At 66.7% G+C, this 24,775-nt stretch carries 23 protein-coding genes; 14 read left to right on the top strand and 9 right to left on the bottom strand.

Annotated features, from left to right (window positions below; genetic code table 11):
- Window positions 1-3 precede the first annotated feature (3 nt).
- The 3 genes from EV651_RS31925 to EV651_RS31935 are packed head-to-tail and all read right to left on the bottom strand — an operon-like array spanning window position 4 to window position 3,429.
- Window positions 4-1,563, bottom strand: coding sequence for a DUF3502 domain-containing protein (locus EV651_RS31925; RefSeq protein ID WP_133788978.1), 1,560 nt, complete (start codon window positions 1,561-1,563; stop codon window positions 4-6).
- 28 nt (window positions 1,564-1,591) lie between these two features.
- On the bottom strand, window positions 1,592-2,512 hold the full coding sequence (locus tag EV651_RS31930; protein WP_133788979.1) for a carbohydrate ABC transporter permease: 921 nt from the start codon (window positions 2,510-2,512) through the stop codon (window positions 1,592-1,594).
- Entirely contained in the window at window positions 2,509-3,429 is a 921-nt protein-coding gene (locus EV651_RS31935; protein WP_133788980.1) for a sugar ABC transporter permease, read from the bottom strand. Before EV651_RS31935 ends, EV651_RS31930 begins: the two co-directional genes overlap by 4 nt.
- Window positions 3,430-3,668: 239 nt before the next feature.
- Here EV651_RS31935 and EV651_RS31940 point away from each other — a divergent pair, with 239 nt between their 5' ends.
- The 6 genes from EV651_RS31940 to EV651_RS31965 are packed head-to-tail and all read left to right on the top strand — an operon-like array spanning window position 3,669 to window position 10,792.
- On the top strand, window positions 3,669-4,703 hold the full coding sequence (locus tag EV651_RS31940) for a LacI family DNA-binding transcriptional regulator (RefSeq protein ID WP_133788981.1): 1,035 nt from the start codon (window positions 3,669-3,671) through the stop codon (window positions 4,701-4,703).
- Window positions 4,700-5,644, top strand: coding sequence for a 2-hydroxyacid dehydrogenase (locus tag EV651_RS31945; RefSeq protein WP_133788982.1), 945 nt, complete (start codon window positions 4,700-4,702; stop codon window positions 5,642-5,644). Before EV651_RS31940 ends, EV651_RS31945 begins: the two co-directional genes overlap by 4 nt.
- Before the next feature lie 46 nt (window positions 5,645-5,690).
- Window positions 5,691-6,908 (top strand): D-mannonate dehydratase ManD, encoded by a 1,218-nt coding sequence (gene manD / locus EV651_RS31950; RefSeq protein ID WP_133788983.1) that lies wholly within the window; start codon window positions 5,691-5,693, stop codon window positions 6,906-6,908.
- A gap of 5 nt (window positions 6,909-6,913) precedes the next feature.
- Window positions 6,914-8,386 (top strand): mannitol dehydrogenase family protein, encoded by a 1,473-nt coding sequence (locus EV651_RS31955; protein ID WP_133789012.1) that lies wholly within the window; start codon window positions 6,914-6,916, stop codon window positions 8,384-8,386.
- 18 nt (window positions 8,387-8,404) lie between these two features.
- Entirely contained in the window at window positions 8,405-9,772 is a 1,368-nt protein-coding gene (locus EV651_RS31960) for an MFS transporter (protein ID WP_133788984.1), read from the top strand.
- A 9-nt stretch (window positions 9,773-9,781) separates the two neighbouring features.
- Window positions 9,782-10,792, top strand: coding sequence for an L-idonate 5-dehydrogenase (locus EV651_RS31965; protein ID WP_133788985.1), 1,011 nt, complete (start codon window positions 9,782-9,784; stop codon window positions 10,790-10,792).
- Here the strand turns inward: EV651_RS31965 and EV651_RS31970 are convergent.
- Window positions 10,776-12,044 (bottom strand): MFS transporter, encoded by a 1,269-nt coding sequence (locus EV651_RS31970; protein WP_133788986.1) that lies wholly within the window; start codon window positions 12,042-12,044, stop codon window positions 10,776-10,778. The two genes, EV651_RS31965 and EV651_RS31970, sit on opposite strands and share 17 nt — an antisense overlap.
- Before the next feature lie 56 nt (window positions 12,045-12,100).
- Between EV651_RS31970 and EV651_RS31975 the strand changes: the two genes are divergently transcribed.
- The gene (locus EV651_RS31975) at window positions 12,101-13,060 is read left to right on the top strand and encodes a DUF5937 family protein (RefSeq protein WP_133788987.1); all 960 of its coding nucleotides are present in this window, start codon (window positions 12,101-12,103) and stop codon (window positions 13,058-13,060) included.
- On the opposite strand, the gene EV651_RS31980 is transcribed toward EV651_RS31975, so the two are convergent.
- Window positions 13,057-14,070, bottom strand: coding sequence for a LacI family DNA-binding transcriptional regulator (locus EV651_RS31980; protein WP_133788988.1), 1,014 nt, complete (start codon window positions 14,068-14,070; stop codon window positions 13,057-13,059). The two genes, EV651_RS31975 and EV651_RS31980, sit on opposite strands and share 4 nt — an antisense overlap.
- A 115-nt stretch (window positions 14,071-14,185) precedes the next feature.
- On the opposite strand from EV651_RS31980, the gene EV651_RS31985 reads away from it, so the two are divergent.
- The 7 genes from EV651_RS31985 (at window position 14,186) to EV651_RS32015 (ending at window position 20,713) form a co-directional block, all read left to right on the top strand.
- Window positions 14,186-15,544 (top strand): ABC transporter substrate-binding protein, encoded by a 1,359-nt coding sequence (locus EV651_RS31985; protein WP_166658862.1) that lies wholly within the window; start codon window positions 14,186-14,188, stop codon window positions 15,542-15,544.
- On the top strand, window positions 15,545-16,456 hold the full coding sequence (locus EV651_RS31990; protein ID WP_133788989.1) for a carbohydrate ABC transporter permease: 912 nt from the start codon (window positions 15,545-15,547) through the stop codon (window positions 16,454-16,456). It abuts the gene before it with no gap.
- Window positions 16,453-17,289, top strand: coding sequence for a carbohydrate ABC transporter permease (locus EV651_RS31995; RefSeq protein ID WP_133788990.1), 837 nt, complete (start codon window positions 16,453-16,455; stop codon window positions 17,287-17,289). Before EV651_RS31990 ends, EV651_RS31995 begins: the two co-directional genes overlap by 4 nt.
- A 15-nt stretch (window positions 17,290-17,304) precedes the next feature.
- On the top strand, window positions 17,305-19,215 hold the full coding sequence (locus EV651_RS32000) for a glycoside hydrolase family 2 protein (protein WP_133788991.1): 1,911 nt from the start codon (window positions 17,305-17,307) through the stop codon (window positions 19,213-19,215).
- 68 nt (window positions 19,216-19,283) lie between these two features.
- The gene (locus EV651_RS42665) at window positions 19,284-19,472 is read left to right on the top strand and encodes a hypothetical protein (protein WP_238157316.1); all 189 of its coding nucleotides are present in this window, start codon (window positions 19,284-19,286) and stop codon (window positions 19,470-19,472) included.
- The gene (locus EV651_RS32005; protein WP_238157317.1) at window positions 19,469-19,957 is read left to right on the top strand and encodes an RICIN domain-containing protein; all 489 of its coding nucleotides are present in this window, start codon (window positions 19,469-19,471) and stop codon (window positions 19,955-19,957) included. The genes EV651_RS42665 and EV651_RS32005 overlap by 4 nt, the downstream gene beginning before the upstream one ends.
- Before the next feature lie 174 nt (window positions 19,958-20,131).
- Window positions 20,132-20,713 (top strand): hypothetical protein, encoded by a 582-nt coding sequence (locus EV651_RS32015; protein WP_133788992.1) that lies wholly within the window; start codon window positions 20,132-20,134, stop codon window positions 20,711-20,713.
- 189 nt (window positions 20,714-20,902) lie between these two features.
- Here EV651_RS32015 and EV651_RS42040 read toward each other — a convergent pair whose 3' ends face one another.
- The 4 genes from EV651_RS42040 to EV651_RS32035 form a co-directional block, all read right to left on the bottom strand.
- Window positions 20,903-21,166 carry a hypothetical protein gene (locus EV651_RS42040; protein WP_202870602.1) on the bottom strand — a complete coding sequence of 88 codons (264 nt, stop codon included), beginning with the start codon at window positions 21,164-21,166 and terminating at the stop codon, window positions 20,903-20,905.
- Window positions 21,167-21,791: 625 nt separating this feature from the next.
- Entirely contained in the window at window positions 21,792-22,181 is a 390-nt protein-coding gene (locus tag EV651_RS32025) for a hypothetical protein (protein ID WP_133788993.1), read from the bottom strand.
- 9 nt (window positions 22,182-22,190) lie between these two features.
- Window positions 22,191-24,311: an RHS repeat-associated core domain-containing protein gene (locus EV651_RS32030; protein ID WP_238157318.1), complete on the bottom strand. Its 2,121-nt coding sequence runs from the start codon at window positions 24,309-24,311 to the stop codon at window positions 22,191-22,193.
- Window positions 24,308-24,577 (bottom strand): hypothetical protein, encoded by a 270-nt coding sequence (locus EV651_RS32035; RefSeq protein ID WP_166658863.1) that lies wholly within the window; start codon window positions 24,575-24,577, stop codon window positions 24,308-24,310. The genes EV651_RS32030 and EV651_RS32035 overlap by 4 nt, the downstream gene beginning before the upstream one ends.
- Between the last annotated feature and the right edge of the window lie 198 nt (window positions 24,578-24,775).

The raw sequence follows: 24,775 nt of genomic DNA on the forward strand, positions 1-24,775 counted from the left end.
GCCTCACTGGCCCTTGAGATACGCGTTCGCCTGCTTCTCCATCTCCGCCTGCAGCTCGCCCAGGCCGGCCTTGTCCACCGCCTTCTTGAGGTTGTCGAGACCCTTGTCGACGTCCACCGCCCCGATCCACAACGGGTTGCCGTACTGCGTCATCGCCGCGTTGACCTGACTGTCCTGACGCTTCACCGGCGTCACGTCCGGCACGAACGACGCGTACGGGTCCAAGGTGAAGTTGTCGTACTTCTGCGCCCAGTCGAACCACGCCTCCTCGGTCGGCGTGATGTCCTTGATCTTCAGCTCGAGCTTCTGCCGCCAGCACAACGCGAACCCGGGGAAGCTGTACTGCGACAGCTGCTGGAACTTGTCCGCGCCCACCGGCTTCCAGTCCGTGCCCTCGACCCCGTAGCTGAGCAGGTCGTGGTTCTCCTTGATCGAGACCCAGTCCTCCAGCTGCATCGCCCGCTCGTTGCTGCGGCCCTTGACGTTGAGTACGACGAAGTTGTCGGCCTGGAACGTCTGGTTCGGCTTGGCGTCCTTGCCGCCCCGCAGCGGTACGACGTTCGCGATCTGCGCGGTCGGTACGGCCTTGCGCAGCGGGGCGAGCGACTGCGACGACAGCCCGTCCGTCATCGCCCACCGGGTCGCGATGCGGCCCGACTCGAACTGGGACTTGATCGTGCTCGAGTCCACGTTCAGCGCGTCCTTGTTGATGATGCCGTCGAGGTAGTATTTGCGGATCTTGCGCAGCGCATCGACGACGCCCGGAACCTCCCAGAACGGGATCGGCTTCGCGGACCCGGTGCTCTTCCCGTCCTGCGCCAAGTAGAACGGGAGCGAGCCGCCGCTGAAGAACTGCACGCTGACGTGTGGATTCTCCCAGTCGTGCTGATTCAGCCAGCCGACCGGCGCGAAGGCCGCCAGGAGTTTCGGCATGTTGGACGAGACACCGATCGCAGTGAGCTTCTCCTTCTGCTTGACGTCGTACCAGAACTTCTCCAACTGGTCGAACGTCGAGATCTCCCCGACACCGAGCTTGTCGGCCAGGTCCTGGCGGACGGTGAAGTGGTGGAACCGTGCGGCGGAGTTGACCTGTGGGATCCCGTACAGCTTGCCGGACCATTTGTTCTGCTCGAGCAGTTGCGGGTCCAGTGTCTTGCTCAGGTTCGGGTACTTGCTGATCAGTCCGTCGACGGGAACCAGGGACTTGCTCGCGACGAGCTGGATCATGTTCAGCCAGCGAGCCTGCAGCGCGGTGTCGAAGTTCTCACCCGCGGTGAACTTGAGCAGTGACTGCTGCTGGTAGTTGGACCAGGCGACGAACTGTGGAGCGATGGTGAAGCCCAGGTCCTTCTTGAGCTTCTCGTTGACCTTGGCAAGGATCGCGTCCCAGCCGGTCGGGGTGTCACCGGGCAACAGCAGGGCGAGAGTGTCTGCGGCCTTGCCGGAGCCCGGTGACGACGAGTCTCCACAGCCGCTCAGTCCGAGCATGGCTGCGAGGGACAGGCCGCCGCCGGCGGCCAGAAAGCCGCGCCTGCTGAGGCCGGCGGGAGATGTGGCGGGCACAATGCCTCCAGAAGTTGTGGTGGGGCCGTCAGCCTTTGGTGGCTCCCAAGGTGATGCCTTTGACGAAGTAGCGCTGCGCGAACGGGTACGCGAGCAGGATCGGGCCGATGGTGACGACCGTGAGGGCGAGCCGGAGCTGGTAGACCGGCGTCGACTGAGCTGCCGCTGTCGGCAGCATCTGCGAGAACGAGACGTTCGAGATCAGGTTCTGCAACAGCAGCGGTAGCGGGTACTTGTGGATGTCCGACATGAACAGCAGTGCGGTGAACCACTCGTTCCAGTAGTGGACCGCGTAGAACAGGCCGACGACGGCCAGGATCGGCTTGGACAACGGCAGCCCGATCCGGAAGAAGATCTGCAGCTCCCCCGCGCCGTCGACCCTGGCCGAGTCGAGGATCTCCTCCGGCAACTGGCGGAACGCCGAGACCTGGATGAAGACCAGGAAAGGTGCCACCAGCAACGGCAGGATCACCGCGAAGTAGCTGTTCTGCAGCTTGAGGTACTGCGTGACCAGCAGGTACAGCGGGACGAGACCGCCGGAGAACAGCATCGGGATGTAGGCGAAGATCGCCAACGGCCGGCTGACGTAGGGCAGTCGCCGCGCGATCACCCAGCTCAGCCCGGACGTGATGCTGAGCGCCAGCGCCGTACCGGCAACGGTGATGACGATGCTGGCGACGTACGCGCTGACCAGGGTCGGCCCGGTGAAGATCAGTTTGTACGCCGCGGTTGAGAACGGTTGCGGGATGAGGCTGTATCCCTTGCCCGCCAGCGTCTGCTCGTCGGTGAACGAGCCGGACACGATCACCCAGAACGGAATCAGGCAGACCAGCATGAACAGCGCGACGCCGATGACGCTGACGACGGTGAACGGTTCCCAGCCACCGGAGCGCCGCTTGGCCGCGGTCCGGCCGGCGGCCTTGGCCAGGCTCGAGGTCATGGTGGTCACAGCAGACTCGTCTCCTTCGAGTACCGGCGCTGGATCAGCACCGCGGTCGACACCAGAACGAAACCGACCACCGACTGGAACAGGCCGATCGCCGCGGTGGTGCCGAAGTCACCGATCTGGCGCAGGGAGCGGAACACGTAGGTGTCGATCACGTCGGTCGTCGGGAAGAGCGTGCCGTTGTCGCCGACGATGGCGTAGATCGTGCCGAAATCCCCGTAGAAGATCCGGCCGACACCGAGCACCAGCAAGACGGCGGCCGTCGGCTTCAGCAGCGGCAGGGTGATCCGGAGCGCCATCTGCGCCCTGCTCGCGCCGTCGATCTGGCCCGCCTCGTAGACGTCCTCGGGGATCGACGTGATCGCGGCCAGGAAGATGACGCTCATGTAGCCGCCCAGCTGCCAGATCTTGACGAAGGTCAGGATCCACGGCCACGGACCCGGCTCCGTGTACCAGCTGACCGTCGGCAGCCCGAAGCCGGCCAGCGCGTCGTTGACGACGCCGCCGTCCCCGGCCGGCCCGGACAGCAGGACCTGCAGCATGATCGCGACGACGACCGGTGAAACGAAGTACGGGAAGAAGATCGTCGACTGCGCCGCCCGTTTGAAGAAGCGGCCGCGGATCTCGTTCAGCATGATCGCCAGCGTCACGCCGGCGGCGAGCGTCGCGGCGAGGAACAGCACGTTCAGCACGATGGTGTTGACCAGGATCCGCTGCGCGTCACCGGAGGCGAAGAAGTAGCGGAAGTTGTCCAGGCCGTTCCACGGGCTGCCGAACAGGCCCTTGCTGATGTCGAACTCCTTGAACGCCACCAGCAGGCCGGCCATCGGCGCGTAGCTGAACACCAGGAAGAACGCGACCGCGGGGACTGCCAGCAATCCCAGCCACAGGCTGGAGCGCACGGAAGTTCGGGTACTCATGGGAGCGACTCCTTCACCAGGATCTAGAAAGCGCTTTCCATCTGCCGAGAAGGTAGTCCCGGCTTTCAGACGTGTCAAGGCGTGGCAATCGTTGCCTTTACGCTCAGGCGGCGCGACCCTGCCAGCCCGGAACCACCCTCGCGGAGGTCCGGTCCCGGCCAAGTTGAACGAGCTCTTGACAGAGTTGCGCAAGTTGCCGCAATCTTGGCGAAACCTTGCCGCAACCTCTGGAGCGAGCTGTGAATCCCACCCTGACCGACGTCGCGCAGCGTGCGGGTGTGTCGTTGTCGACCGCGTCCCGGGCGTTCAGCGACCCCGACCGGATCGGCCGCGACACCCTGCGCCGGATCATCGGCGCCGCCGAGGAGATCGGGTACGTCGCCTCGGCCGGCCGCCGCTCCCGGTCGGGGCTCCCGACCCGTTCGGCGACCGTCGCGATGATCGTCCCGGACATCGGCAACCCGGTATGGGCGAGCTTCGTGAAGGCCGCCCAGGCGCACGGCTGGAACCGCCGGCAGACCGTCGTACTGACCGACACCGACGGCAGCCCGGACCGTGAGCGGGAGATCATCGGCGAACTGCACGAGCGGGTCGACGGATTCGTCGTCTGTTCGCCCCGGCTGCCCGCGCACGACATCGTCGAGCTGTGCGGTGACACGCCGCTCGTTCTGGTCAACCGGACGAGCGACGAGACGAGCAGCGTCGTACCGGATGCCGCCGACGGTCTGCGGCAGGCGCTGGAGTACCTGCGCGTCCTGGGTCACGAACATGTCGCCTACGCCCAGGGGTCACCGCTGTCCTGGTCGAACCAGACCCGGGTGGAAGCGATCCGGCAGCTGGCCGACGAGGCCGACATCGAGCTGGAAGTGCTCGGCTGGCAGGCGGAGACGGTGGCCGGCGGTCAGGCCGCGGCGGCCAGCGTCGTCGCGTCCGGCGCCACGGCGGTGATCGCCCACAACGACCTGATGGCACTGGGCATCATCGCGGGAGCGACCGCGCTCGGTGTCGAGGTGCCGGCCGAGCTGAGCGTCATCGGCATCGACGACACCCCGCTCGCGGAGGTCGGCCGTCCGACACTGACCAGCATCCAGGTCCCGATGTCGCGAGCTGGCGTGATGAGCATCGACATGCTCCACCAGCAACTGACCGCGGAGCCCGGCCAGGCAGCGGCCGAGCCGCGCGCCGTCACACTGCCGACCCAACTGGTCGTCCGCCAGAGCACCGGCCCGGTGGCCGGCTGGACCCCCGCACGCCGCGACCGGAGCGACGCATGAGAGTCGTCATCACCGACCGCAACCTGCTGCCGTTGCGCGACGAACTCGAGGCGCTGGTGCCTCGTGACGAGCTGGTCTGGCTTCCGGGCGATCTCCTCGACGCGTTGAAGACCGCCGAGGTCCTAGTGGGTCCGGCGTTCACCCAGGAAATGGCGGACGCCGCGCCGGACCTCCGGCTCGTGCAGGTGGCCGGAGCCGGCACCGACCGCGTCCAGGCAACCGGCGTACCGGTCGCGAACACCTATCACCACGAGGACTCGATCGCCGAGTACATCGTCTGGGCCCTGATCGCCCTGCGCCGCGAGCTCCCCCAGGCCGACGCCGCCCTTCGCCAGAACCGTTGGCGCTCGCCGGTGTACGACGCAGCACTCCCCCAACCCCAGACGCTGTCGAGCGCGAAGGTCGGCTTCCTCGGATTCGGCCACATCGGCCGAGCCGCCTGGCGAGTGCTGCAAGCCTTCGGCGCCCAGGCGCAGGCCATCACCGCGAGCGGCAAGGCCCCAGCCGGCAATCTCAACTGGGCCGGTGACACGACCCAACTCCCCCGGTTGCTGGAGGACTCCAACGCGCTCGTCGTCTCCGCGCCGCTGACCGAGGCCACTCGCGGCATCATCGGCGCCGGCGAGCTGAGCAAACTCGGCGCGGACGGCGTACTCGTCAACGTTGCTCGCGGCCCGCTCGTCCAGGAACAGGCGTTGTACGACGCCCTGCGCAGCCACACGATCCGCGGCGCCGCCCTCGACGTGTGGTACTCGTACCCGGCCGACGGCGACCAGGCGCGACCAGCCGAGGCCCCGTTCGGGGACCTGGACAACGTCCTGCTCACACCGCACCTGTCCGGGATCACCCAGCAGACGTTCCGCGGCCGCATCCACGACATCGCCGCCAACCTCACCGCCCTTGCCGAGGGCAACGAACTGCGCAACCTCGTCCGACTCTGAAGGCTCCGAAGGCTCCGTAGGCCCTGAAGGCACTGAAGGCACTGATATGACCGATCGCATCATCGCCGCCGAGGTCATCCTCACCAGCCCCGGCCGCAACTATGTCACCCTCAAACTACAGACCGCCGACGGCCTCGTCGGGTACGGCGACGCCACTGTCAACGGCCGTGAGCTCGCCGTCGCGAGCTACCTGCGCGACCACGTCGTACCGCTGCTCACCGGACTCGACCCGGCGCGGATCGAGGACACCTGGCAGTACCTCTACCGCGGGGCGTACTGGCGTCGCGGTCCGATCACGATGGCCGCGATCAGCGCGGTCGACCTCGCCCTCTGGGACATCAAAGGCAAGGCCGCCGGGATGCCGGTCTACCAGCTGCTCGGCGGCGCCGTCCGCGACCGCGTCCTCGCCTACACGCACGCATCGGCCTGGGATCTGCCCGAACTGCTCGACGAGGTCGATGCGCGCCGCGAGGACGGATTCCGAGCGGTCCGCGCGCAATCCGGCGTACCGGGCCTGGAGACCGTGTACGGCGTTCATCGCGAGGCCACCGGCTACGAGCCGGCGAAGCGCGGCGCCGCGCCCGTGGTCGAGTCGTGGGACACGGATGCCTATCTGCGTCACGTTCCCACCGTTCTGGCAAAGGTGCGGGAGCACGTCGGGCCCGAGCTGGCGTTGCTGCACGACGCGCATCACCGGCTCACGCCGCAGCAGGCCGCGCGGCTCGGCAAGGCGCTCGAACCCGCGGACCTGTTCTGGCTCGAGGACGTCACCCCGGCCGAGAACCAAGAGGCCCTGCGTCTCGTACGGCAGCACACGACGACTCCACTCGCGATCGGCGAGGTCTTCAACTCGATCTACGACTGCAAGGACCTGATCACCGGGCAGCTGATCGACTACATCCGGGTCGCGGTGGCGCATGCCGGCGGGATCAGCCACCTGCGCTCGATCTTCGCGCTCGCCGCCGTGTACCAGGTGAAGGCAGCGCCGCACGGGCCGTCCGACGTCTCGCCGGTCTCGTTCGGCGCGAGCGTCCACCTCGGGCTGTCGACGCACAACTTCGGCATCCAGGAGTACATGGGGTACGACGCTCTTGCGCACGAGGTGTTCCCGCACTCCTGGTCGTTCAGCGACGGCTACCTGCACCCGGGCGAAGCACCCGGCCTCGGTGTCGAGGTCGACGAGGCGCTGGCCGCGAAGTTCCCCTACGAACCCGCCTATCTGCCTGTTGCTCGCCGCCTCGACGGCTCAGTGACCGACTGGTGAGCGCTATGAACCGCGCCTCGGTTTCCAGGCACCTGCTGACCGCCCGGCCGACCGGCACCGGCATCGTGCATCTCGGCCTCGGCAACTTCCATCGAGCGCACCAAGCCGTCTACACCGCACACGCGGGCGACGGCTGGGGCATCCTCGGCGTCGCGAGCCGCTCGGCTGCTGTCGCCGACGCGATGAACCGCCAGGACGGCCTGTACTCCGTGCTCGAACTGTCGCCCGGAGGTTCGTCGATCAGCGTGCCTGGTGTCCACACCGGCGCAATCGTTGCCGCCAGCAACCCCGCTGCGGTGGTCGACGCCATCGCGGCCGAGGACACTCGCATCGTCTCGATGACGGTGACCGAGCACGGCTACTGCATGGACCCGAGCACGCACCGGCTCGCGCTGGATCACCCCGGCATTGCGGCGGACCTCATCGGTGCGACGCCAAGCACCGTCATCGGGCAGATCGCGCGTGCTTTGGAACGCCGGGCCAAGACGCACGGCGCTCCGATCACCGTCCTGAACTGCGACAACATGCAGTCGAACGGGACACAGACCCGTCGGCTGGTGCTCGAGTTCCTGCAGGCCACCGGACAGAGCAGCAAGGCCGCGAGCTGGGTCGCGGAGAACGTCGCCTTCCCGAACTCCATGGTCGATCGCATCGTCCCCGCAACGACGGAGGCCTACCGCGCGGCGGCGTACGAACTGCTGGGCGTGCACGACCTCAGCCCGGTGCCGGCCGAGCCGTTCACGATGTGGGTGATGGAGGACCGCTTCGCCGCCGGGCGACCGGCGTGGGAACGAGGCGGCGCGGTCTTCTCCGCCGAGGTCGAGGCCTACGAACTGCTGAAACTCCGGCTGCTCAACGGCACGCACTCGCTGATCGCGTATCTCGGTGCGCTCGACGGGCACGCGACCATCCCCGAGGCGCGCGCCACCGGCTTCATCGAGTCCGCCGCCCGGGCCGTCCTCGAGGACGAGTACCTGCCGACGGTCGCGCTGCCGCGTGACTTCGACATCGACGCGTACATCGCCTCGCTGTTCGAGCGGTGGTCCAACGACGCGCTCGGTCACCGGACCCAGCAGGTCGGCAGCGACGGATCCGTCAAACTTCCGCAGCGCATCCCTACGCCGGCCCTCGAGCTGCTGCGTCAGGGCGTGATGCCCGAGCATCTTGCGTTGACGTGCGCCGCGTGGCTGTGTTGCGTCGTACCCCTGTCCGGGTTCGATCCCGGTCCGCACGCGCGGGCCATGGTCGACCCGGCCCGCGAGCGGCTCGGGGCGCTCGCGGCGCACTCCCGCGGTACCGAGGACCTGGTCAGGTCGGCGATCGCCCAGGTGTTCGCCACGGAACTTGCCGAGAGCAATGACTTTGCCCGGCGCGTCAGTGACTACGTCGCCGTCATCACCCGTGACGGCGTCCGCGCCGCGGCCCGTGAGGCCGCGCGCTCCCGAACGTCCCGGCCGCACGCCTCCCCCGCGGCCTGAGACCCCGAAGGAATCGCCATGGAACCGAACCCCTCGACCCCTGAGCCGACACCGCAAGAGACCCGGCGGGCCGCGCTCGCGGGGCTGATCGGCACCGCGCTCGAGCAGTACGACTTCGTCATCTACGGGACCGCGTCGGCGCTGGTCTTCAGCCATCTGTTCTTCCCCAACATCTCGGCGACAGCCGGCCTGCTCGCCAGCTTCAGCGCCTACGCGGTCGGCTTCTGCGCCCGTCCGCTCGGCGGGTTCTTCTTCTCGCGGTACGGCGATCGCCTCGGGCGCAAGTGGATCCTGGTGGCCACGTTGACCCTCATGGGCGTCGCGACGATGGCGATCGGGGTGCTGCCGACGTACGAATCCGTGGGCGTCTGGGCTCCGATCCTGCTCGTGCTGAGCCGGTTCTTGCAGGGCTTCGGTGCCGGCGCGGAGCAGTCCGGTGGCGCGACCCTGCTCACCGAGACGGCTGTGCGCGGCAAGCGCGGACGGTTGGCGGCGTTGATCATGACCGGGGCTGCGGCCGGTACGGCGCTCGGCGCCGGGGCGTGGGCATTGGTGCAGCTGCTCCCGGACGACCAGTTGATGTCGTGGGGCTGGCGGCTGGTGTTCCTGAGCAGTGCGTTCGTCACGGTCGCGGCGTACATCCTGCGGCGCAAGCTCAAGGAGACGCCGGTGTTCGCGGAGATCAAGGCAGAGCGTACGGCGGCTGCCGCGCCGGTTCGCGAGGTGTTCCGCAACGGCAAGAAGGCCGTTGCCCTGGTCACCTTGATGACCGTCGGACTGAGCGTGCAGTCGTACACCTACCAGGTGTTCATGGCCTCCTATCTGAAGGGAACCGTGAAGATCGACGCGCAGACCGTGCCGGAGATCCTGCTGGTAGGAGCGATCTTCGGAGGACTCGGCGCGGTCGTGCTCGGCTACCTGTCCGACCTGTTCGGGCGGCGGTCCGTGTTCCTCGGTATCGCCGGACTGCTGCTGCTCCTGCCGTTCCCGACCTTCGTTGCCCTGAGCACCGGAAATCTCACGGTCATCTACCTGGCCATGATCGTCGGCTTCGTGTTCGCCTGCCAGGGTGGCGTTGCGGTGACGATGAGCTACTTCCCGGAGCTGTTCGGGAGCCGCTACCGGTACGCCGGTGTCACACTCGGTCGCGAGTTCGCCGCCGTACTCGGTGGCGGCTTCGCGCCGCTCATCGCGGTCGCGCTGATGAACGCGTTCGATTCCTGGGTGCCCGTTGCGATCTACATGACCGTCGCGATGGCGATCACCTTCGGCGCCGCACTGTTCGCGCCGGAGACCCGGGACCGCGACCTGCTCGCCCCGGAGAACGCCACCGACCGCGCACAGGATGTGCAGCCCGCGGTCTCGCCCGCCACCGCCACGGCCTGAAGGAGAACCATGAAGGCGATCGTCATCCGGAGCAAGCTCGACCTCGTCGAGACCGAGCTGCCGACCCCGGCGCCGCAGGCCGGCCAGGTCCGCCTCCGGATGGCGTACGGCGGGATCTGCGGATCCGACCTGCACTACTACCACGAGGGCGCGAACGGCTCGTACGTCGTCCGCGAGCCGCTGGTGCCCGGTCATGAACTGTCGGGCACCGTCGACCTCGACCCGTCCGGCGAACTGGCACCCGGAACGCCGGTCACCATCCATCCGGCCACCTACGGGACCCCGGAGCCGGGGATCGAGGACCGCCCGCACCTCTGGCCGAACGGTGCCTATCTCGGCAGCGCCTCCACCTGGCCGCACACCCAGGGCGGCATGAGTGAATTCGTTGTTGTAGGCAAGCACATGGTGCGGGCCCTGCCTACGTCGCTACCCCTTCGCCGTGCCGCCCTGGCCGAACCACTGGCCGTCGCTCTACATGCCATCGCCATCGCAGACGGCGTCAAGGACAAGCGGGTGCTTGTCTCCGGCTCGGGTGCGATCGGTTTGCTCACAGCGTCGGCCGCGCTGGCCGCGGGCGCGGCTGAAGTGGTGACGACCGACGTGCTCCCGGGCCCACTGCAGCGGGCCCGGGACCTCGGAGTACACGGCACGCTCCAGGTCGGCACGGACGAGGTCCCCGCGGGGTACTTCGACGTCGTCCTGGAGTGCACCGCCGTACCGGCCGCGATCAGCACCGCCCTCACCGCGACCCGCCGGGCGGGAACCGTCGTACTCGTCGGCATCCCCGCCGACGAGCCGCGCGGCGTGAACCTCGCTCCCCTGGTCTCCCGCGAACTCCAACTCCGCGGCACCTTGCGTTTCAACAACGAGATCGACGAGGCGATCCAACTGCTCGCCACAAACCTCGCCCTCGACCAAGTCATCACCCACGAGTACCCGGCAGACCAAGCAGTCGACGCCTTCACCACCGCCGCCAACTCCAACCTCTCCGGCAAGGTCCTCCTCAGCCTCTGGTCCTGACTGCGCCGTTCGTCCCATCTGCAGGTTGCGCTTCTGCGCCGGTTGACCGAGCGGCTCGGTTTGCGAGGAGGGCGGTTGCGGTGCCGGTGAGTGCGAAGAGGGCTCCGAGTGCTATCCAGCCGAGGGTGCCGTGGTCGATGGCGGTTGTGGTGACGACTGCGGGGCCGAGCATCAGGGCCAGCGCGAGGCCGGTCTGGCTGAGGCCCTGGTAGGCGCCGGCGCGAGCGGGGTCGGCGAGTTCGAACGCCATACCCCAACTCCCCGCTTCACCGCGCGTCTCCCCCGCAGAGGAGGCGAGCGCGCCGAGCAGCAGGACACCGGTCGCTGCAGCGGCGCCGAGGTGACCTGCGAGAGCGAAGAGCAAGCAGGCCGCGAGAAGCAGCAGGCCGGCTCGGCGTACCGATCGTCCGGCCGTACGCAGGTCCTGCGTGCCACGGGACGCGCGGACCTGGAAGAGCGCGACGTACGCCGTGTTGACCACGAGGAGCGCCGAGACGACGACAGTCGGCGCCTCGGTGTGATCCGCCACCCACAGCGGGATACCGACCGACGTCAGCGCGAAGTGGATCGCCAGCAGGGCATTGAGAACCGTCGAGGTGACGTACGTGCGATCCTTCAGCGGCGAAGGTCCCCGTGGCGCCTCGGTGCTTGCGGAGGCATCCATTCGCTCCGCCAGCCCGGACACTCTTCGGCGCAGACCCGCCAATGGAATCGTGCCGAGAGTCGTGATGGCGCCGACGAGCACCACAGTCAGGCGGTACGCCGTTGCCGTGTCCACCACCAGAGCCAAACCCGCAAGCAGAGTGCCGATCCCGATCCCGACGTTCATCACCACACGCAACCGGGCGCGGACGGCAACCCGCTCCGGGCCGACGTACCACCGGGCGAGCAGCGTCATCTGGGCGGTGCTCTGCAGACCACGGGACGCGGAGACACAGGCCGCGACCAGGACGAAGGTGACGACATCGCGGGCCAGGGCGTATCCCAGTAGTGCGACGCCGTTCGCGGCGAGAGCCCACTGCTGAAGCCGATCGGCGCCGCAGCGGTCACTCAGCCAACCACCGGCGTACGACGCAAGCACTCCGACTGCTCCGGCGACGGTGAGGCCGATGCCGACAGCGGTCGGGGACAGGCCCACGCCGCGGGTGAAGTACAGCGCGCTGACCGCGAAGAACATCCCACGGGACAGGGCCAGTGCGGCGACAGCGGAGGCGAGCGCGCGCTCGACAGGATCGCGGAGGAGTCCGGGCACTCGTCAGTTGTCGCATCCGGATGTTCGGCGCCACCATCGATGTAGCGTATTGCTTCATGATCGAGTACGAGCTGGTCGGCAACGATCTCGGTGAGGTGCGCTTCGCGATCTCGCCGCTGAACGAGCTGGTCCTGTCGCTGCGGACGCTGCGCGATCCGGGCCGGTTCCCGCTGCAGCTGCCCTGGCTGCGCGCCACCGAGGCGGCGCGCGCCGGGCTCCCGCTGGACCTGCTGCGCGCCTTGACGAACGAATTGCTGTGGACGCCGGACTTCCTCACCCCGCGGCCGTACACCCCGCTCGGCAGGATCGACGACGAGCTCGCGGCCTTGACGGACACACCGAACAGCGTCGTACGCGCGGACCTCGCGGAGATCCACCACACCGCCTTGCCGCCGGCACTTCGGGGCCGACCGGATCGGGTCCTCGCCCGTCTCCTGGCGGCGCTGCGGGAGTACTGGGAGGCCTGTTTCGAGCCGTACTGGCCACGCATGCGGACCGTACTCGAGGCCGACGTCGTGTACCGAGGCCGGGTCACAGCGCGTTCCGGCCTGGCGATGATGTTCGCCGACGTCGACCAGCATGTTCGCCTCGAGGACAACGTGGTGTGCGTACGCCTGCGCAGCGATCTCTCGTACCGCACCTCGACCGCAGGCCGCGGCTTGACGCTCGCCCCATCGCTCTTCACCCGGCGGGCGACGGCGCCGATCTCCCCCGACGAACCACCGCACATCATGTACCCGGCGCGCGGCCTCGGAACGCTCTGGGAAACCGAGACGAGCACGCCGGCCCATGCGCTGGTGGGTCTCATCGGCCGTGTCCGCGCCCGGCTGATGGGCCTCCTCGAGACACCGACCTCGTCGACCGAGCTCGCCGTACGCCTCGACGTCACACCGACCGCGGTCAACCAGCACCTGCGCGCACTACACGCGGCCGGCCTCCTCATCTCCGCCCGCCACGGCCGCTCCGTGCTCTACCGCCGCTCAGACCTCGGCGACCGCCTGATCCGCGGCGCCTAGCTCAAGCCTGTGGTGCTTTCGCGGATCTGGAGGGTGTAGTCGGCCGGTAGTTCGGCGGGGGCGGAGCTGTCGCCGTCGAGACGGTTCAGCAGGAGTCGTACGGCGTTCTTGGCGATCTGGGTCTTGTCGGGACTGATCGTGGTGAGGCTCGGGGTGCTGTAACGGCCGTCCTCGATGTCATCGAAGCCGACCAGTGCAATATCGTCGGGGACGCGGAGGCCGCGACTGAGGATGGTGCGCAGTGCACCGAGGGCCAGCAGGTCGTTGTAGCAGAACACCGCGTCGGGCAGCTCGGGGAGCTCGAGCAGGTCGGCCATTGCGGCCGCACCGTCGGCCCGGTGGAAGTACTCCGTCGGACGCACGAGCTCAGGGATCACCTGTCGGCCGGCCGCGCGGAGGGCGGCCCGGTAGCCCTGCGTCCGGAGCTGACCGGTCTGGCGGGTCTCGTCGAACTGGTCGCCGATCGCAGCGATCCGCTGCCGGCCGAGCTCGATGAGATGCCGCGTCGCGAGCTCGGCGGCGCCGACGTTGTCGATCATGATGTGGTCGAGCCCGCCCTGCACCACGCGCTCACCGAGCAGCACCACCGGTGTCGACGACGCCCGGTTGCGCAGATCGGCGCCGCCGAGCGCCAGCGGGTTGAAGATCAATCCGTCGAACATCGCGGCCCGGCTGCCGCGCATCACCAGTTCGCGCTCGCGGACCGGATCGCCGTCGGTCTGGTCGACCACGACCGTGTAGCCGGCCACCGCTGCCTGCTCGATCACGGCCCGGGTCAGCTCGGCGAAGTACGGTACGTCGAGCTCGGGCAGCACCAGGGCGATCAGCCCGGAGCGGCCGTTGCGCAGCGTCCGGGCGACCGCGTTCGGCTGGTATCCGAGCTCGTCGAGCGCACGTTGCACCCGGGCCCGGGTCTCCGTGGCGACCTGCGGGAAGTCGTTGACGACGTTCGAGACCGTCCGGACCGAGACACCGGCCCGCTCGGCGACTTCGCGCAGTGTGGCGGCCACTGTGCACCTCGTTTCGTGAGCAACTGAAGTCTTGACACTTGCAACGTTGCAACCTTAGCGTCTCCAGCACCACTTGCAACGTTGCAAGCCCAGCAAAGTCATGAAGGACCGCGACATGACCACTCCCTCTGCAACCTCCCTTTCCCGCCGCACCTTGTTCCGCGGCGCCGGTGCCGCACTGGTGGCCGGCGGCCTCGGTGCCTGCGCGCCCGGCAGCACCACTGGCAGCAGTCCGCTGCCGAGTGCGAGCGCGACGAAGCCGCCGTCCGGCGAGATCACCATCTGGGACCGCACCGGCGACCTGTACAAGGTGTTCGACAAGGCGATCGCGTCGTTCACCGCGAAGTACCCACAGGTGAAGGTCAACCATGTGGCCGTCGACATCAACGCCAAACTGCCGGCCACGCTGATCAGCGGCGCGGGTGTGCCCGACGGTGCGTTCTACGACGACGCACTGCTCACCGGCGTCGCGCCGCACCTGCACGATCTGAGCCAGCTGATCGAGCAGTACAAACCGGACATCGCGCCGTACAAACTCGGTGTGGTGACCGTCGACGGCAAGGTGGTCGCGGTGCCCTGGGACCTCGATCCGGGGCTTCTGTTCTATCGCGAGGACATCGTCACACGGGCGGGCGTCGACCCGGCGAGCCTGACGACGTACGACGCTCTGCTGGACGCCGCGCGGACGGTCCGGGAGAAGTCTCCGAACGCCAGGCCGATCCATCTCGAGAACGACCAGTTCCTCGCCCAGCTGTGGATCGACATGTTCGCCAACCAGCAGGGCGCCGGGATGGTAGGTGCCGACGGCAAGCTCACGATCGACTCCGATCCGTACCGCAACGTGCTGACCTGGCTGGACAAGGTCCGGTCCGAAGGGCTGGGGACGCTGGCGAAATACACCCAGCCGACCGACCTGCAGACGCAGGACAACGGCACCCAGGTGTTCGTGCCCTGGGCGCAATGGTTCGTCTTCGCGCCGCAGCAGTTGCTGAAGGCAAGCAAAGGCAAGTGGCGGGCCACCGCACTGCCCGCCTGGCAGGCCGGCGGTGCGCGGGCGGGCGTGATGGGCGGTTCGTCGTTCGTCATCCCGGCCAAGGCCAAGAACCCTGAGCTGGCCTGGCGGCTGTACGAGCACCTGGTGTTCAGCAAGGAGGGCTACACCACGGTGTACGGACAGAACGAGGTGTACCCGGGCGGGCTCAACACGTCGATCCCGTCGTACCTCCCGGCGCTCGACCCGAGCACCCCGCTGTTCAAGCCGATCGAGGCGCTCGGCGGCCAGGACCTCTGGAAGGTCGCGGTCGAGGCAGGCATGCAGGTACCGAGCGGCTACACGATTCCCACCTGGTGGGGGAAGGCTGTCGACTACTTCGGCGTCAACGTGCAGAAGCTGCTGGCCGGGCAGATGACGCCCGATCAGGTCCTCACGACGTCGGCGAATCAGATCCAGAAGAACCTGATGGGGCCCAGCTGAATGGCGACCCTCACCGAGGCGACGGCGACCCGGCGATCGGCGCATCGAGTACGGCGGCGCCGGGTCAAGGCCGCGCCGTACCTGTTCGTCGCGCCGTTCGTCCTGGTCTTCGCCGCGTTCAGCGCCTATCCGATCTTCTTCGCCCTGCAACTGAGCTTCACCGACTGGCACGGCGCGGGTGCGTTGAAGATCACCGGGCTCGCGAACTACCGGTACCTGCTGACCAGCCCGGACTTCTGGCAGTCGATGGCAACGTCCGGCGCGCTCTGGCTGCTCGTCGTGCCGGCGCAGGTACTGCTGGCACTGACCATCGCGGTCGCGTTGCGCAAGGCCCGGTTCCGCGGAGTGTTCAGCGCCGCGCTGATCGCGCCGTTCGTGACGCCGCTGGTGGCGATGGCGCAGGTGTGGATCATTCTCTTCGACCAGGACTTCGGCGCCGTCAACCATGGCTTGTCGTCGATCGGATTGCCGACAATCGGCTGGTTGACAACCTCCGCGTGGGCGAAGGTGACGGTCGCGCTCCTCGTCCTGTGGCGCACGACCGGGTACGCCGTCATCCTGTTGATGGCAGGGTTGTCGACAATCCCACAAGATGTCTACGAGGCGGCCAGGATCGACGGCGCCAACGCCTGGCAGCAGTTCTGGTCGATCACTGTCCCCTTGGTGACCCGGACGCTCAGCTTCGTCGTCGTGATCGGCACCCTCACGGTCTTCCAGTTGTTCGCCGAGCCGTACGTCGTGACCGGCGGCGGACCGTTCAACGCGACCAGGACCGCCGGCCTCTACCTGTACAAGCACATCACCAACTCCGACCTCGGCCTCGGGGCGGCGAACTCGATGCTGCTCGTCGTCATGGTGCTGGCGTTGTCGCTCGCGTCGATCCGGCTGCTGCGGTCCAGGGAGGATTCATGAAGTCTGTCGGACGGTACGGCCTGCTGACGGTCGCCGGCATCATCAGTCTCGCGCCGCTGTTGTGGATGATGGCCTCGTCGCTCAAGACCGGCGGCGACATCATCGCCCGCCCGTTCAGCTTCGACCCCGGGCAGCTGACGCTGACGAACTTCCGGTCGATGCTGGACACGATCCCGATCGGCACCGGTTTCCGGAACACCGCGATCGTGGTCGCGGTCAAAGGTGCGCTGACGATGGTCTTCTGCCCGATGGCGGGGTTCGCGTTCGCGAAGTACGCCTTTCCGGGCAAGCGGGTGCTGTTCGCGACCGTGCTGACCACGTTGATGCTGCCGACGCTGGTCCTGCTGATCCCGTTGCTGCTGGAGATGAGTCAGCTCGGCTGGGTGAGCACGTTCCAGGCGCTGATCCTGCCCGGCGCGATCGACGCGTTCGGCGTGTTCTGGATGCGGCAGGTGATCCTGGCGATCCCCGACGAGCTGCTCGACGCGGCCCGGGTCGACGGCGCGGGCGAGCTGCGCATCTTCGCGAGCATCGTGGTCCCGGTGATCCGGCCCGGGCTGGCGGCGCTCGGCGTACTGACCTTCATCAACATCTACAACGACTTCGTCTGGCCGGTGGTCGCGGTGAACGACGAGCAGCACCAGACCCTCCAGGTGATGCTCTCGGCACTCGCACAGAACATCCGCTCGGGCCAGCTCGGCGCGGACTGGACCAGCGTCTGGGGCCAGTTGCTCGCGGCAAGCACCGTGGCCGCGATCCCCGTCCTCGTCGTCTTCATCTTCCTGCAACGTCACCTGATCAAAGGCGTCATGGCCGGCAGCCTCAAGGGCTGAGAGCTGGAGCAAACTGTGAATACACGACCCGAATATCCACGCCCGCACTTCGACCGATCCGACCGCTGGCTCAACCTCAACGGCGAATGGGACTTCGCGCGCGAGGCCGACCGCTTCGCGGAGACCATCGTGGTCCCGTTTCCGTGGGAGCACCCCGACTCCGGTATCGATGCACACTGGTTGCCGACCGCCTGGTACCGGCGGCACATCGAGCGCCCGGCCGACTGGGCCGGCGAGCGGACCATCCTCCATTTCGGCGCCGTCCACCACCACGCGACCGTGTGGGTCAACGGTGAGCTCGCCGTCGAACACGAAGGCGGTTACCTCCCGTTCGAGGCCGACATCACCGATCTGCTCGACTCGTCGGGCCGCGCGGAGCTCGTCCTACAGGTCGATGCGCCGACCGACAAGCGGTTCATCCCGCACGGAAAGCAGCGCAGTATGCCCGCCGACGACTACGACGGCTGCGCGTTCACCCCCTCCAGCGGGATCTGGCAGACCGTGTGGCTCGAGCCGCGGCCGGCGTCGTACATCTCCCGACTCGATCTCCGCCCGACCGAGGCGCTCGACGGCATCGAGGTCACGCTGTCCGGTCCGTCGCCCGTCCGGATCGAGATCCCTGGGGTCGTGGTCCGCGAGTACGACGAATGGCCCGGGACGGCAACGCTTCCGATCGACCGGCCCCGCTTGTGGAGTCCCGACGATCCGCATCTGTACGACGTGATCGTGACCGCCGGCGCGGACACGGTGCGCGGATACACCGGGCTCCGGAAGGTGGAGTGGGACAGCGGCAATCTCATGGTGAACGGTGTACCGACGTACGTGCGAGGCGTGCTCGACCAGGGGTTCTGGCCGACGGGCGGGCACGCGGCGCCGAGTGACGAGGCACTCCGGCAGGATCTCGAGCTGGGGCGGGCGGCCGGGTTCAACCTGGTTCGCAAGCACATCAAGCTGGAGGATCCGCGGTGGCTGTACTGGGCCGACCGGCTCGGGGTGCTGGTGTGGGCGGAGCCGCCGTCGACCGGGCGCTTCACGCCCGAGGCAGTCGCGGCCTTCGAGGACGTGACGGCCGGGATGGTCGCGAGGGACGGCAACCATCCGAGCATCGTGATCTGGGGCGGATACAACGAGGAGTGGGGGCTGGACTGGGACGTGCCCGGTGACCCGGCGAAACAGGACGCCGTACGTCGGGTGTACCGGATCATCCGGGACGCGGACCCGACCCGTCCGGTCGTCGACAACTCGGGCTGGGCGCATGTCGAGACCGATCTCGTCGACTGGCACTACTACGACGAGAACGTCGCGTCGTGGGCGGCGACCGTGGACCGGCTGGTCAACACGGCCGACGGAGCCTTCCCGGTCAAGCTCGGGCCTGAGCTGCTGGTGAACAAAGCGATCGCGGCACCCGGTTTCGACGGAAGCGACAAGATCCAGCTCAATGGCGAGTACGGCGGCGGTTCGACCAGTGTGGAACGTGGCTGGCATCTCCGTTGGCAGACTCAGGAGCTTCGCCGCCACCCGCGCAACGCGGGCTACATCTACACCGAGTTGTACGACATCGAGCACGAGACGGTCGGCGTCTACACCTATGACCGCCGTACCAAGGATCTCGGGGGCGTCGTACCGTCGGACGTCCACGCGCAAACAGTGCTGATCGTCGACCTGACACCTGAGGCACCAGGCCGTGATCTCGTGCTCTCAGGGGAAGCTGCGACCGTCCCGATCCGCATCTCCCACCACGGACCCGAGCCTCTGCTGGGCACGTTGCACTGGGCAACTGGTACGGCACCGGTCGACGCCAAGCCCTTCACAGTCACCGATCCCATCGACATCACCGTGTCCGAACCCGGACGCGTGCGCCTGTGGCTCACGGACACCGCCGGCGTCGTGGTAGCACGCACATTCATCGACGTCACCACCGACTGACTTTCCTCGACCACCGCCCACCTGACCTTTCCTTTCTCGGCCCACCGCCCTTCGTCAGAGGAGGATCCATGTCCGTCCGCAGGCTACTGGTTGCCCTTGGCATCGTTGCCGCGGCGCTCGTCGCGTTGCCGGCAAGCGCCGCACCACCGGGCAACGTGCTCTACAGCCCGAACCTGTCCACCTTCCCGAACGCCGACGCCAGCGGATCAGTACGATCACCTCGAACACAGCCGGGTGGGATCTCGGTGCGCCGGTGATCTACGAAATACCACGCACCGCCAACGGGCTCAACGCCGGCGACCTGCTCGCGGCCGGCACCGCCTGGGACGAGGGCAACTTCACCGCCCAGAAGATCGAGGTGTTCAAGAGCACCGACCACGGCGCCAGCTGGCGGTACCTGTCGAACCGCACCGAGACCAGCGGCCAGCCGAACACCATCGGCCAGGGCATCTGGGAGCCGTGGTTCCTGCTCGCGCCGAACAACACCCTCGCCTGCTTCATCTCCGACGAACGCCCGGCCGGTTCGCCCACGAACAACCAGATCATCGGCCACTACACCTCGACCAACGGCGGCGCGAGCTGGAGCGGGAAACAGTGGCGTGCACAAGCGAACGGCTCGCTGCTCAACCCGCAATCAGGCCGTTGCCTGGACAGCCCTGGCGGCGCGACCGCGGACGGCACCGACCTGCAAATCTACGACTGCAACGGCCAAGACCCACAGAGATGGAAGGTCCCCGCATAACACGGAACCCGAGTGCGAGCCCGCCGACCGACGGTTGTTTCACTGCCCGCGTGAAACAAGTTTCAAGAGCATGTGAAGTCTCGGGTTGAGTGGCTCCTCAAGGTGGTCCAGACCTGATAACTTGATCCGTCGCCCGGGCCGACTGGGGCTGCCGGGATTCAAGAGGGGAATAGTGTGAGGCTCTTCAACACCAAGAAGAAGAAGCTGGTTGCCGCGACGATCGCGGCGGTCAGCATCATCGGCGCGGGGGCGGTCGCCGCGAACGCCGCCGGCGATACCGGATGCAAGTACCTGACCTACCCGCTGTGCGCGCGCTCCGTCGCGTCGCTCCAGGTCGTGGACAACTCGCTCGGCGAGAGTGACCTGACCCCGGTCGTGCGGGAGAAGCTCAACAAGGTCGGCACGGGCGAGGCCGGACCCGCGGGTCCTGCCGGCGCTGAAGGCCCCGCAGGCGCGGCCGGTAAGGACGGCGTCTCCGGGCTCGCAGTAGACGGTCAACTGACGGCTGTGCCGAAGGGCTTCAGCACGCTGAAGCTCGAGTGCGCCGCAGGCAAGAAGGCAATCAGCGGCGGCGTCAAGTGGGACTCCGGCAGCGGCACCCCCGCCGACCTGGTCCTGAACGGCTCCTACCCCACCGACGTGGCCGAGGCAGACGGAGCAGCGACCGCAACGTCGTGGACCGTAGCCCTCACCAACAACGACCCCAAGGGCGAAATCAAAGTCCACCCCTTCGTAACCTGCGCAACCGCAAACTGACACCCCCATCCACCCCGAACCCCCGGCCAACCACGGCCGGGGGTTCGCCGTCCTTGGACCGGGTGATGAGCTCGAGTTCACGCTCAGAGCAGCGTGACCGTCACGTCTGCCTGTCGCACGCGGCGCTGCACCAGTACGACGCATCAGGGCTTGCCGAGCCCTCGCCTGAAACCGGCGTGACAGAGGCGATCAAGCGGTCAGCGGGATGAAGCGATCCGCCCCAGCGACCGGCGCGGGACCTCGTAGATCAACTTGAACCGGTTTTGCCCGGCGAAGTATCGATACTTGAAGAGGTGCGCTATTGCCAAGGATGTCGGCGATTTCACGCCAGCAGTTATCCGAGCAGCATTCAACAACGCTGGTTGGTCCCACTTCCTCGACGTCGCCGCCGCCCAGTAGTTCGCGGAGCCGCGGCAAGTCCTCCATCTCGACAGCGAGGTGAGCAGGTGTCATCTGTGCCTCCTATTTGCCCGCAGCCACGTCTCAGAGTAGAGCTTAATGGTGCCCCTTGCGCTTGATGATGACGGCCCAACGCGTTGGTGACCGAGTTCAGAATCTTCAACTCGATGTCCGAAAGTCTATTGTTAGCGCCGTCGCGGTCGGCAAGAACCGCTGCGTTCGACATGAGAAGGAGTGGGGCGAGGCGTCGTCCCACGGCCAGGCCCTCGTCGGAGTCCAGGCGGCCGTTGAGTTCGATACGGCTGATGGGATTGCCGCCGCCGAGCATACCGTTCGCGTTCCACGGATCGGTGTCCAGTGCGAGGTCAGTCAGGGCACCGTGAACATCTCGCGGTGAGGACCGATTCAGGCCCGGTTGGCACGCCGGAGGGTCTAAGTGCACATGGTGACGCGCGCGCAACCAGGTCTCCCCAGGTGCGCTCCGACCTGCCCTTGAGTTGTCAGCTCAAGCATCTCACGCATAGCTGTGAAGCCCCCCGGGGAAGATGAAGCGCATCGCAACTACCTGCGCCCGACTTACCGGCCGGACCAAACAGTCGTTGGGCGTCCTGCGTAAGCAACCGACACCACGCTGGCGCTGCTCGTGACGTCGCGACTCCCGAGAGCTCGGCGCAGAGCCCTACTTCTTCGAGACCATCGATATTCCCCCCATTGCAAGTGAGAACATCCGGGCAAGAGCCCCACGTACATCCGGATCACGATCAAGTCGCGACAGCGACTCGTACCTCGCCGGATCGATATCGATCGTGGCGACCCCGCCGGCGTCCGCGCCATCAGCGCGCGAGAACACCACCAGACATCGGTACGATCGCACAACGCCGCCTCGCTCCTCGCGCATCAGCGCCTGCAGGAACAATGCTTCTTCCTTGACCTGGCTGCGTAATGCTTCCATCGAACTCCAGCGCGTTCCCCAACCTCGAACCTCAGCTTCGACCTGAATCTCGAGCAGAGTATCGAAACCGATCTGACATATCCGGAAGTCAGGGTCCGACGAATTGATCATAGCCATCAGATAACTCTACTCCCCAAGGTATACCTGGATATTGATTCGGGTATTTGGATCGATGCGCCCGTCGCTTATCCTCAATTGGAGCTCGTCCCAGCGGTGGTGCCCTCCGAGAATTGTGCCGTTTCGCGAAACCACAATCCCGTTTCCTTGCGCCGCGTTGTTGATCTCTTCCAAGAGCATATCGTTGGGCAGATACTCGTGATACCACTGCGAGGACGGATCGCGGGTTGCCTGTCCCTCGACGTACTTATTCGCGAGGTCACCTGCGTTCTCTTGACGTGTTGAGTACCTTGAACCTGCTGGTTCCCCACCGGTTGACCCTGGACTGTGACTTTCGGTGAGGAGCCGGCCCCAGTCGTTGCCCAATCGCTTGGCAGAAGTCGCCGTAATTGCCGTGCCAGCTGCTGTGACGGCGACGCCCCCATACATGGCAACGGCGCCAACAGGGCACAGGAGCCCGGCAGTGCCACCGCAGATGACAGGGCCGCCACCGGTGAGTGAGCCGCCAGCCGCAGTCACGACGGCACCGAGACCCATCCAGCCAATATCCTTCAGGATGTTGCCAAAAGCCTCACGGTTCAACTCGGCCTCACCGAAAGCATCCGGGTGGCTGCGCGCCCAGTCAGCTGGTGACTCGCCCGGTCCGGTCTGCGTCGTCGTTGATGGCTCGGTTTGCGTCGGAGTGGTGGGGCCGATGACAGTTGGCGACGGGGTGACCGTGCCGCCGCCGCTGGCGCCATCCTCGGCGGCATTGATGTGGCCGTTGAGTTCAATTCGGCTGATGGGGTTGCCGCCGCCGAACATGTACCGGTTCGCGTTCCACGGGTCCGTGCCGAGTCCGAGGTCGGTCAGGGCGCCGTTGAACATGTCGCGGGTGAGGAACCGGTTGAGGCCGGGGTTGTACTCGCGGAAGCCCATGTCGTAGGTGTCGGTGGCGCCGTTGAAGCGGCTCGAGTTGAAACGGTACGGGTTGACGATGTCGGCGTTCTTCGCCGGGTCGTTGTCGAAGATCGCGTCGTCGCCTGTCGTGCCGACCTTGTCGGCTTGGCCGTAGGCGGTGTAGCGGTACGTCGACGTTGTGGTGCCTGTGGAGGCGTCGGTGAGGGTTTCTACGTCGCCGTGCGGGTTCGTGCCGTAGAACGACTTCTTCGACGTCGTGCTGTTGACCGGGGAGTCGACCAGCGACAGGTTCTCGCCCTTGGCGCCGTAGGCGTAGGACTTGGAGACCTTCCAGGCGCCGGCGGTGTCTTTCTCCTCCTCGGCCGCGACCTGGTTCGCGAGACCGACGAACGTGTACCTGGTGGAAATCGACTGTGCGGTACCGACCTTCTCGGACTGGTTGGTGACACGGTCGAACGCGTCGTAGGTCTGGTTGCGGGTGAACGTCGGCGTACCGGCCGTGTCGAACTTCTGCTGGCGGACCAGGCGGTCGTAGCCGTCGTAAGCGTTCTGCTCCACCACCTGCGCACCGAGATCGGAGGTTGTCGCACGCCCGAACGGGTCGTAACGCTGATTCAGCGTCGTTCCACCGGTGACCGTCTTGATCAGCCGGTTGCGGTCGTAGGTCATTGTCGACGTTGTGGCGCCGATCTTCTGCTCGATCGTGTTGCCGGCGGCGTCGTACTTGTAGTCCTCGCTGTCGCCCTTCTCGACACCGGTCTTCACGACCGCCTCGAGCTGCCGCGCCGGGGTATAGGAGTAGGTCGACGCCTGGTCCAGATACTCCGACGAGTTGGCCTTCAGAAGCTTCTCGACATCTTGGGAGCGGTCGCCATCGGAGTTGAAGCGCAGCGAATGCGACGACACCAACTTCCCGCCGCTGGTCTTCTCAGACTGAATCCGCGGCAGCCCGTCCTCGTGATACGTGAACGTCGCCAGATTGCCATTGGGCTTGGTGATCGTCGAACGCAGACCGCGCCCGTCGTAGGTGTAACTCCACGTATCCAACATGCCCGTCGGCGAGGCACCAGCCTTGACCGTGGCCACCAGATTCCGGACATCCCACGTGTAGCCGGTGTAGCGCGACACACCCACCGTGTTCGCATCCGCGCCACGCTGGGCGTTGGTCGAGAGCACGGAGTCGAGGTCGTAGGTGTAGTCGGTCTTCGCCTTCTCCACACCAGCCTTCAACTCCTGCACCTGGGTGGTGCGGGCCAGGCCGTCGGTGGTGATCTTGAACGTGTCGGCGTCTTCGTCGACCCGCCGTCAACGAACGGTGTCTCGACCTTCAGCACCTGACCGATCCGGTCATAGGTGTACTTCGTGACGAAGTCGTTCGGATCCGTCGTGGTCGCAACACCCTTCGGCGTGGTCTCGGTGACCTTGCGGCCCAGCACGTCGTAGGTGTACGCAAACTGCCGGCCGGTGGCATTGTCGTCCGGCAGCGCCTTGGTCAACAAGTTGTCGCCGGCATCGATCCCCGCAAGTCGACCAACGGCGCGTGATGCTAGTCCGCGGGTCCAACCACCGTGGCTCGGTCGCTCAATGCGACAAGGGGATCTAGTGTCGCGTTAGCGAAGTAACTTTACTCCGGGTTGGTTCTTCGGAATCATTGGTTCGTGGCGTTGACTGTGGTGGTGGATGTGTCGCCGGGC

It is taken from the genome of Kribbella sp. VKM Ac-2571 (assembly GCF_004362255.1).
Lineage (GTDB): Bacteria > Actinomycetota > Actinomycetes > Propionibacteriales > Kribbellaceae > Kribbella > Kribbella pratensis.

Coding starts and splice junctions, on each gene's coding strand:
- EV651_RS31995 (WP_133788990.1), top strand. CDS start 16,453: ATGAAGTCTGTCGGACGGTACGGCCTGCTGACGGTCGCCGGCATCATC.
- EV651_RS31960 (WP_133788984.1), top strand. CDS start 8,405: ATGGAACCGAACCCCTCGACCCCTGAGCCGACACCGCAAGAGACCCGG.
- EV651_RS32025 (WP_133788993.1), bottom strand. CDS start 22,181: ATGGCTATGATCAATTCGTCGGACCCTGACTTCCGGATATGTCAGATC.
- EV651_RS42040 (WP_202870602.1), bottom strand. CDS start 21,166: ATGACACCTGCTCACCTCGCTGTCGAGATGGAGGACTTGCCGCGGCTC.
- EV651_RS31935 (WP_133788980.1), bottom strand. CDS start 3,429: ATGAGTACCCGAACTTCCGTGCGCTCCAGCCTGTGGCTGGGATTGCTG.
- EV651_RS31990 (WP_133788989.1), top strand. CDS start 15,545: ATGGCGACCCTCACCGAGGCGACGGCGACCCGGCGATCGGCGCATCGA.
- EV651_RS31975 (WP_133788987.1), top strand. CDS start 12,101: ATGATCGAGTACGAGCTGGTCGGCAACGATCTCGGTGAGGTGCGCTTC.
- EV651_RS31955 (WP_133789012.1), top strand. CDS start 6,914: ATGAACCGCGCCTCGGTTTCCAGGCACCTGCTGACCGCCCGGCCGACC.
- manD (WP_133788983.1), top strand. CDS start 5,691: ATGACCGATCGCATCATCGCCGCCGAGGTCATCCTCACCAGCCCCGGC.
- EV651_RS31945 (WP_133788982.1), top strand. CDS start 4,700: ATGAGAGTCGTCATCACCGACCGCAACCTGCTGCCGTTGCGCGACGAA.
- EV651_RS42665 (WP_238157316.1), top strand. CDS start 19,284: ATGTCCGTCCGCAGGCTACTGGTTGCCCTTGGCATCGTTGCCGCGGCG.
- EV651_RS31985 (WP_166658862.1), top strand. CDS start 14,186: ATGACCACTCCCTCTGCAACCTCCCTTTCCCGCCGCACCTTGTTCCGC.
- EV651_RS31965 (WP_133788985.1), top strand. CDS start 9,782: ATGAAGGCGATCGTCATCCGGAGCAAGCTCGACCTCGTCGAGACCGAG.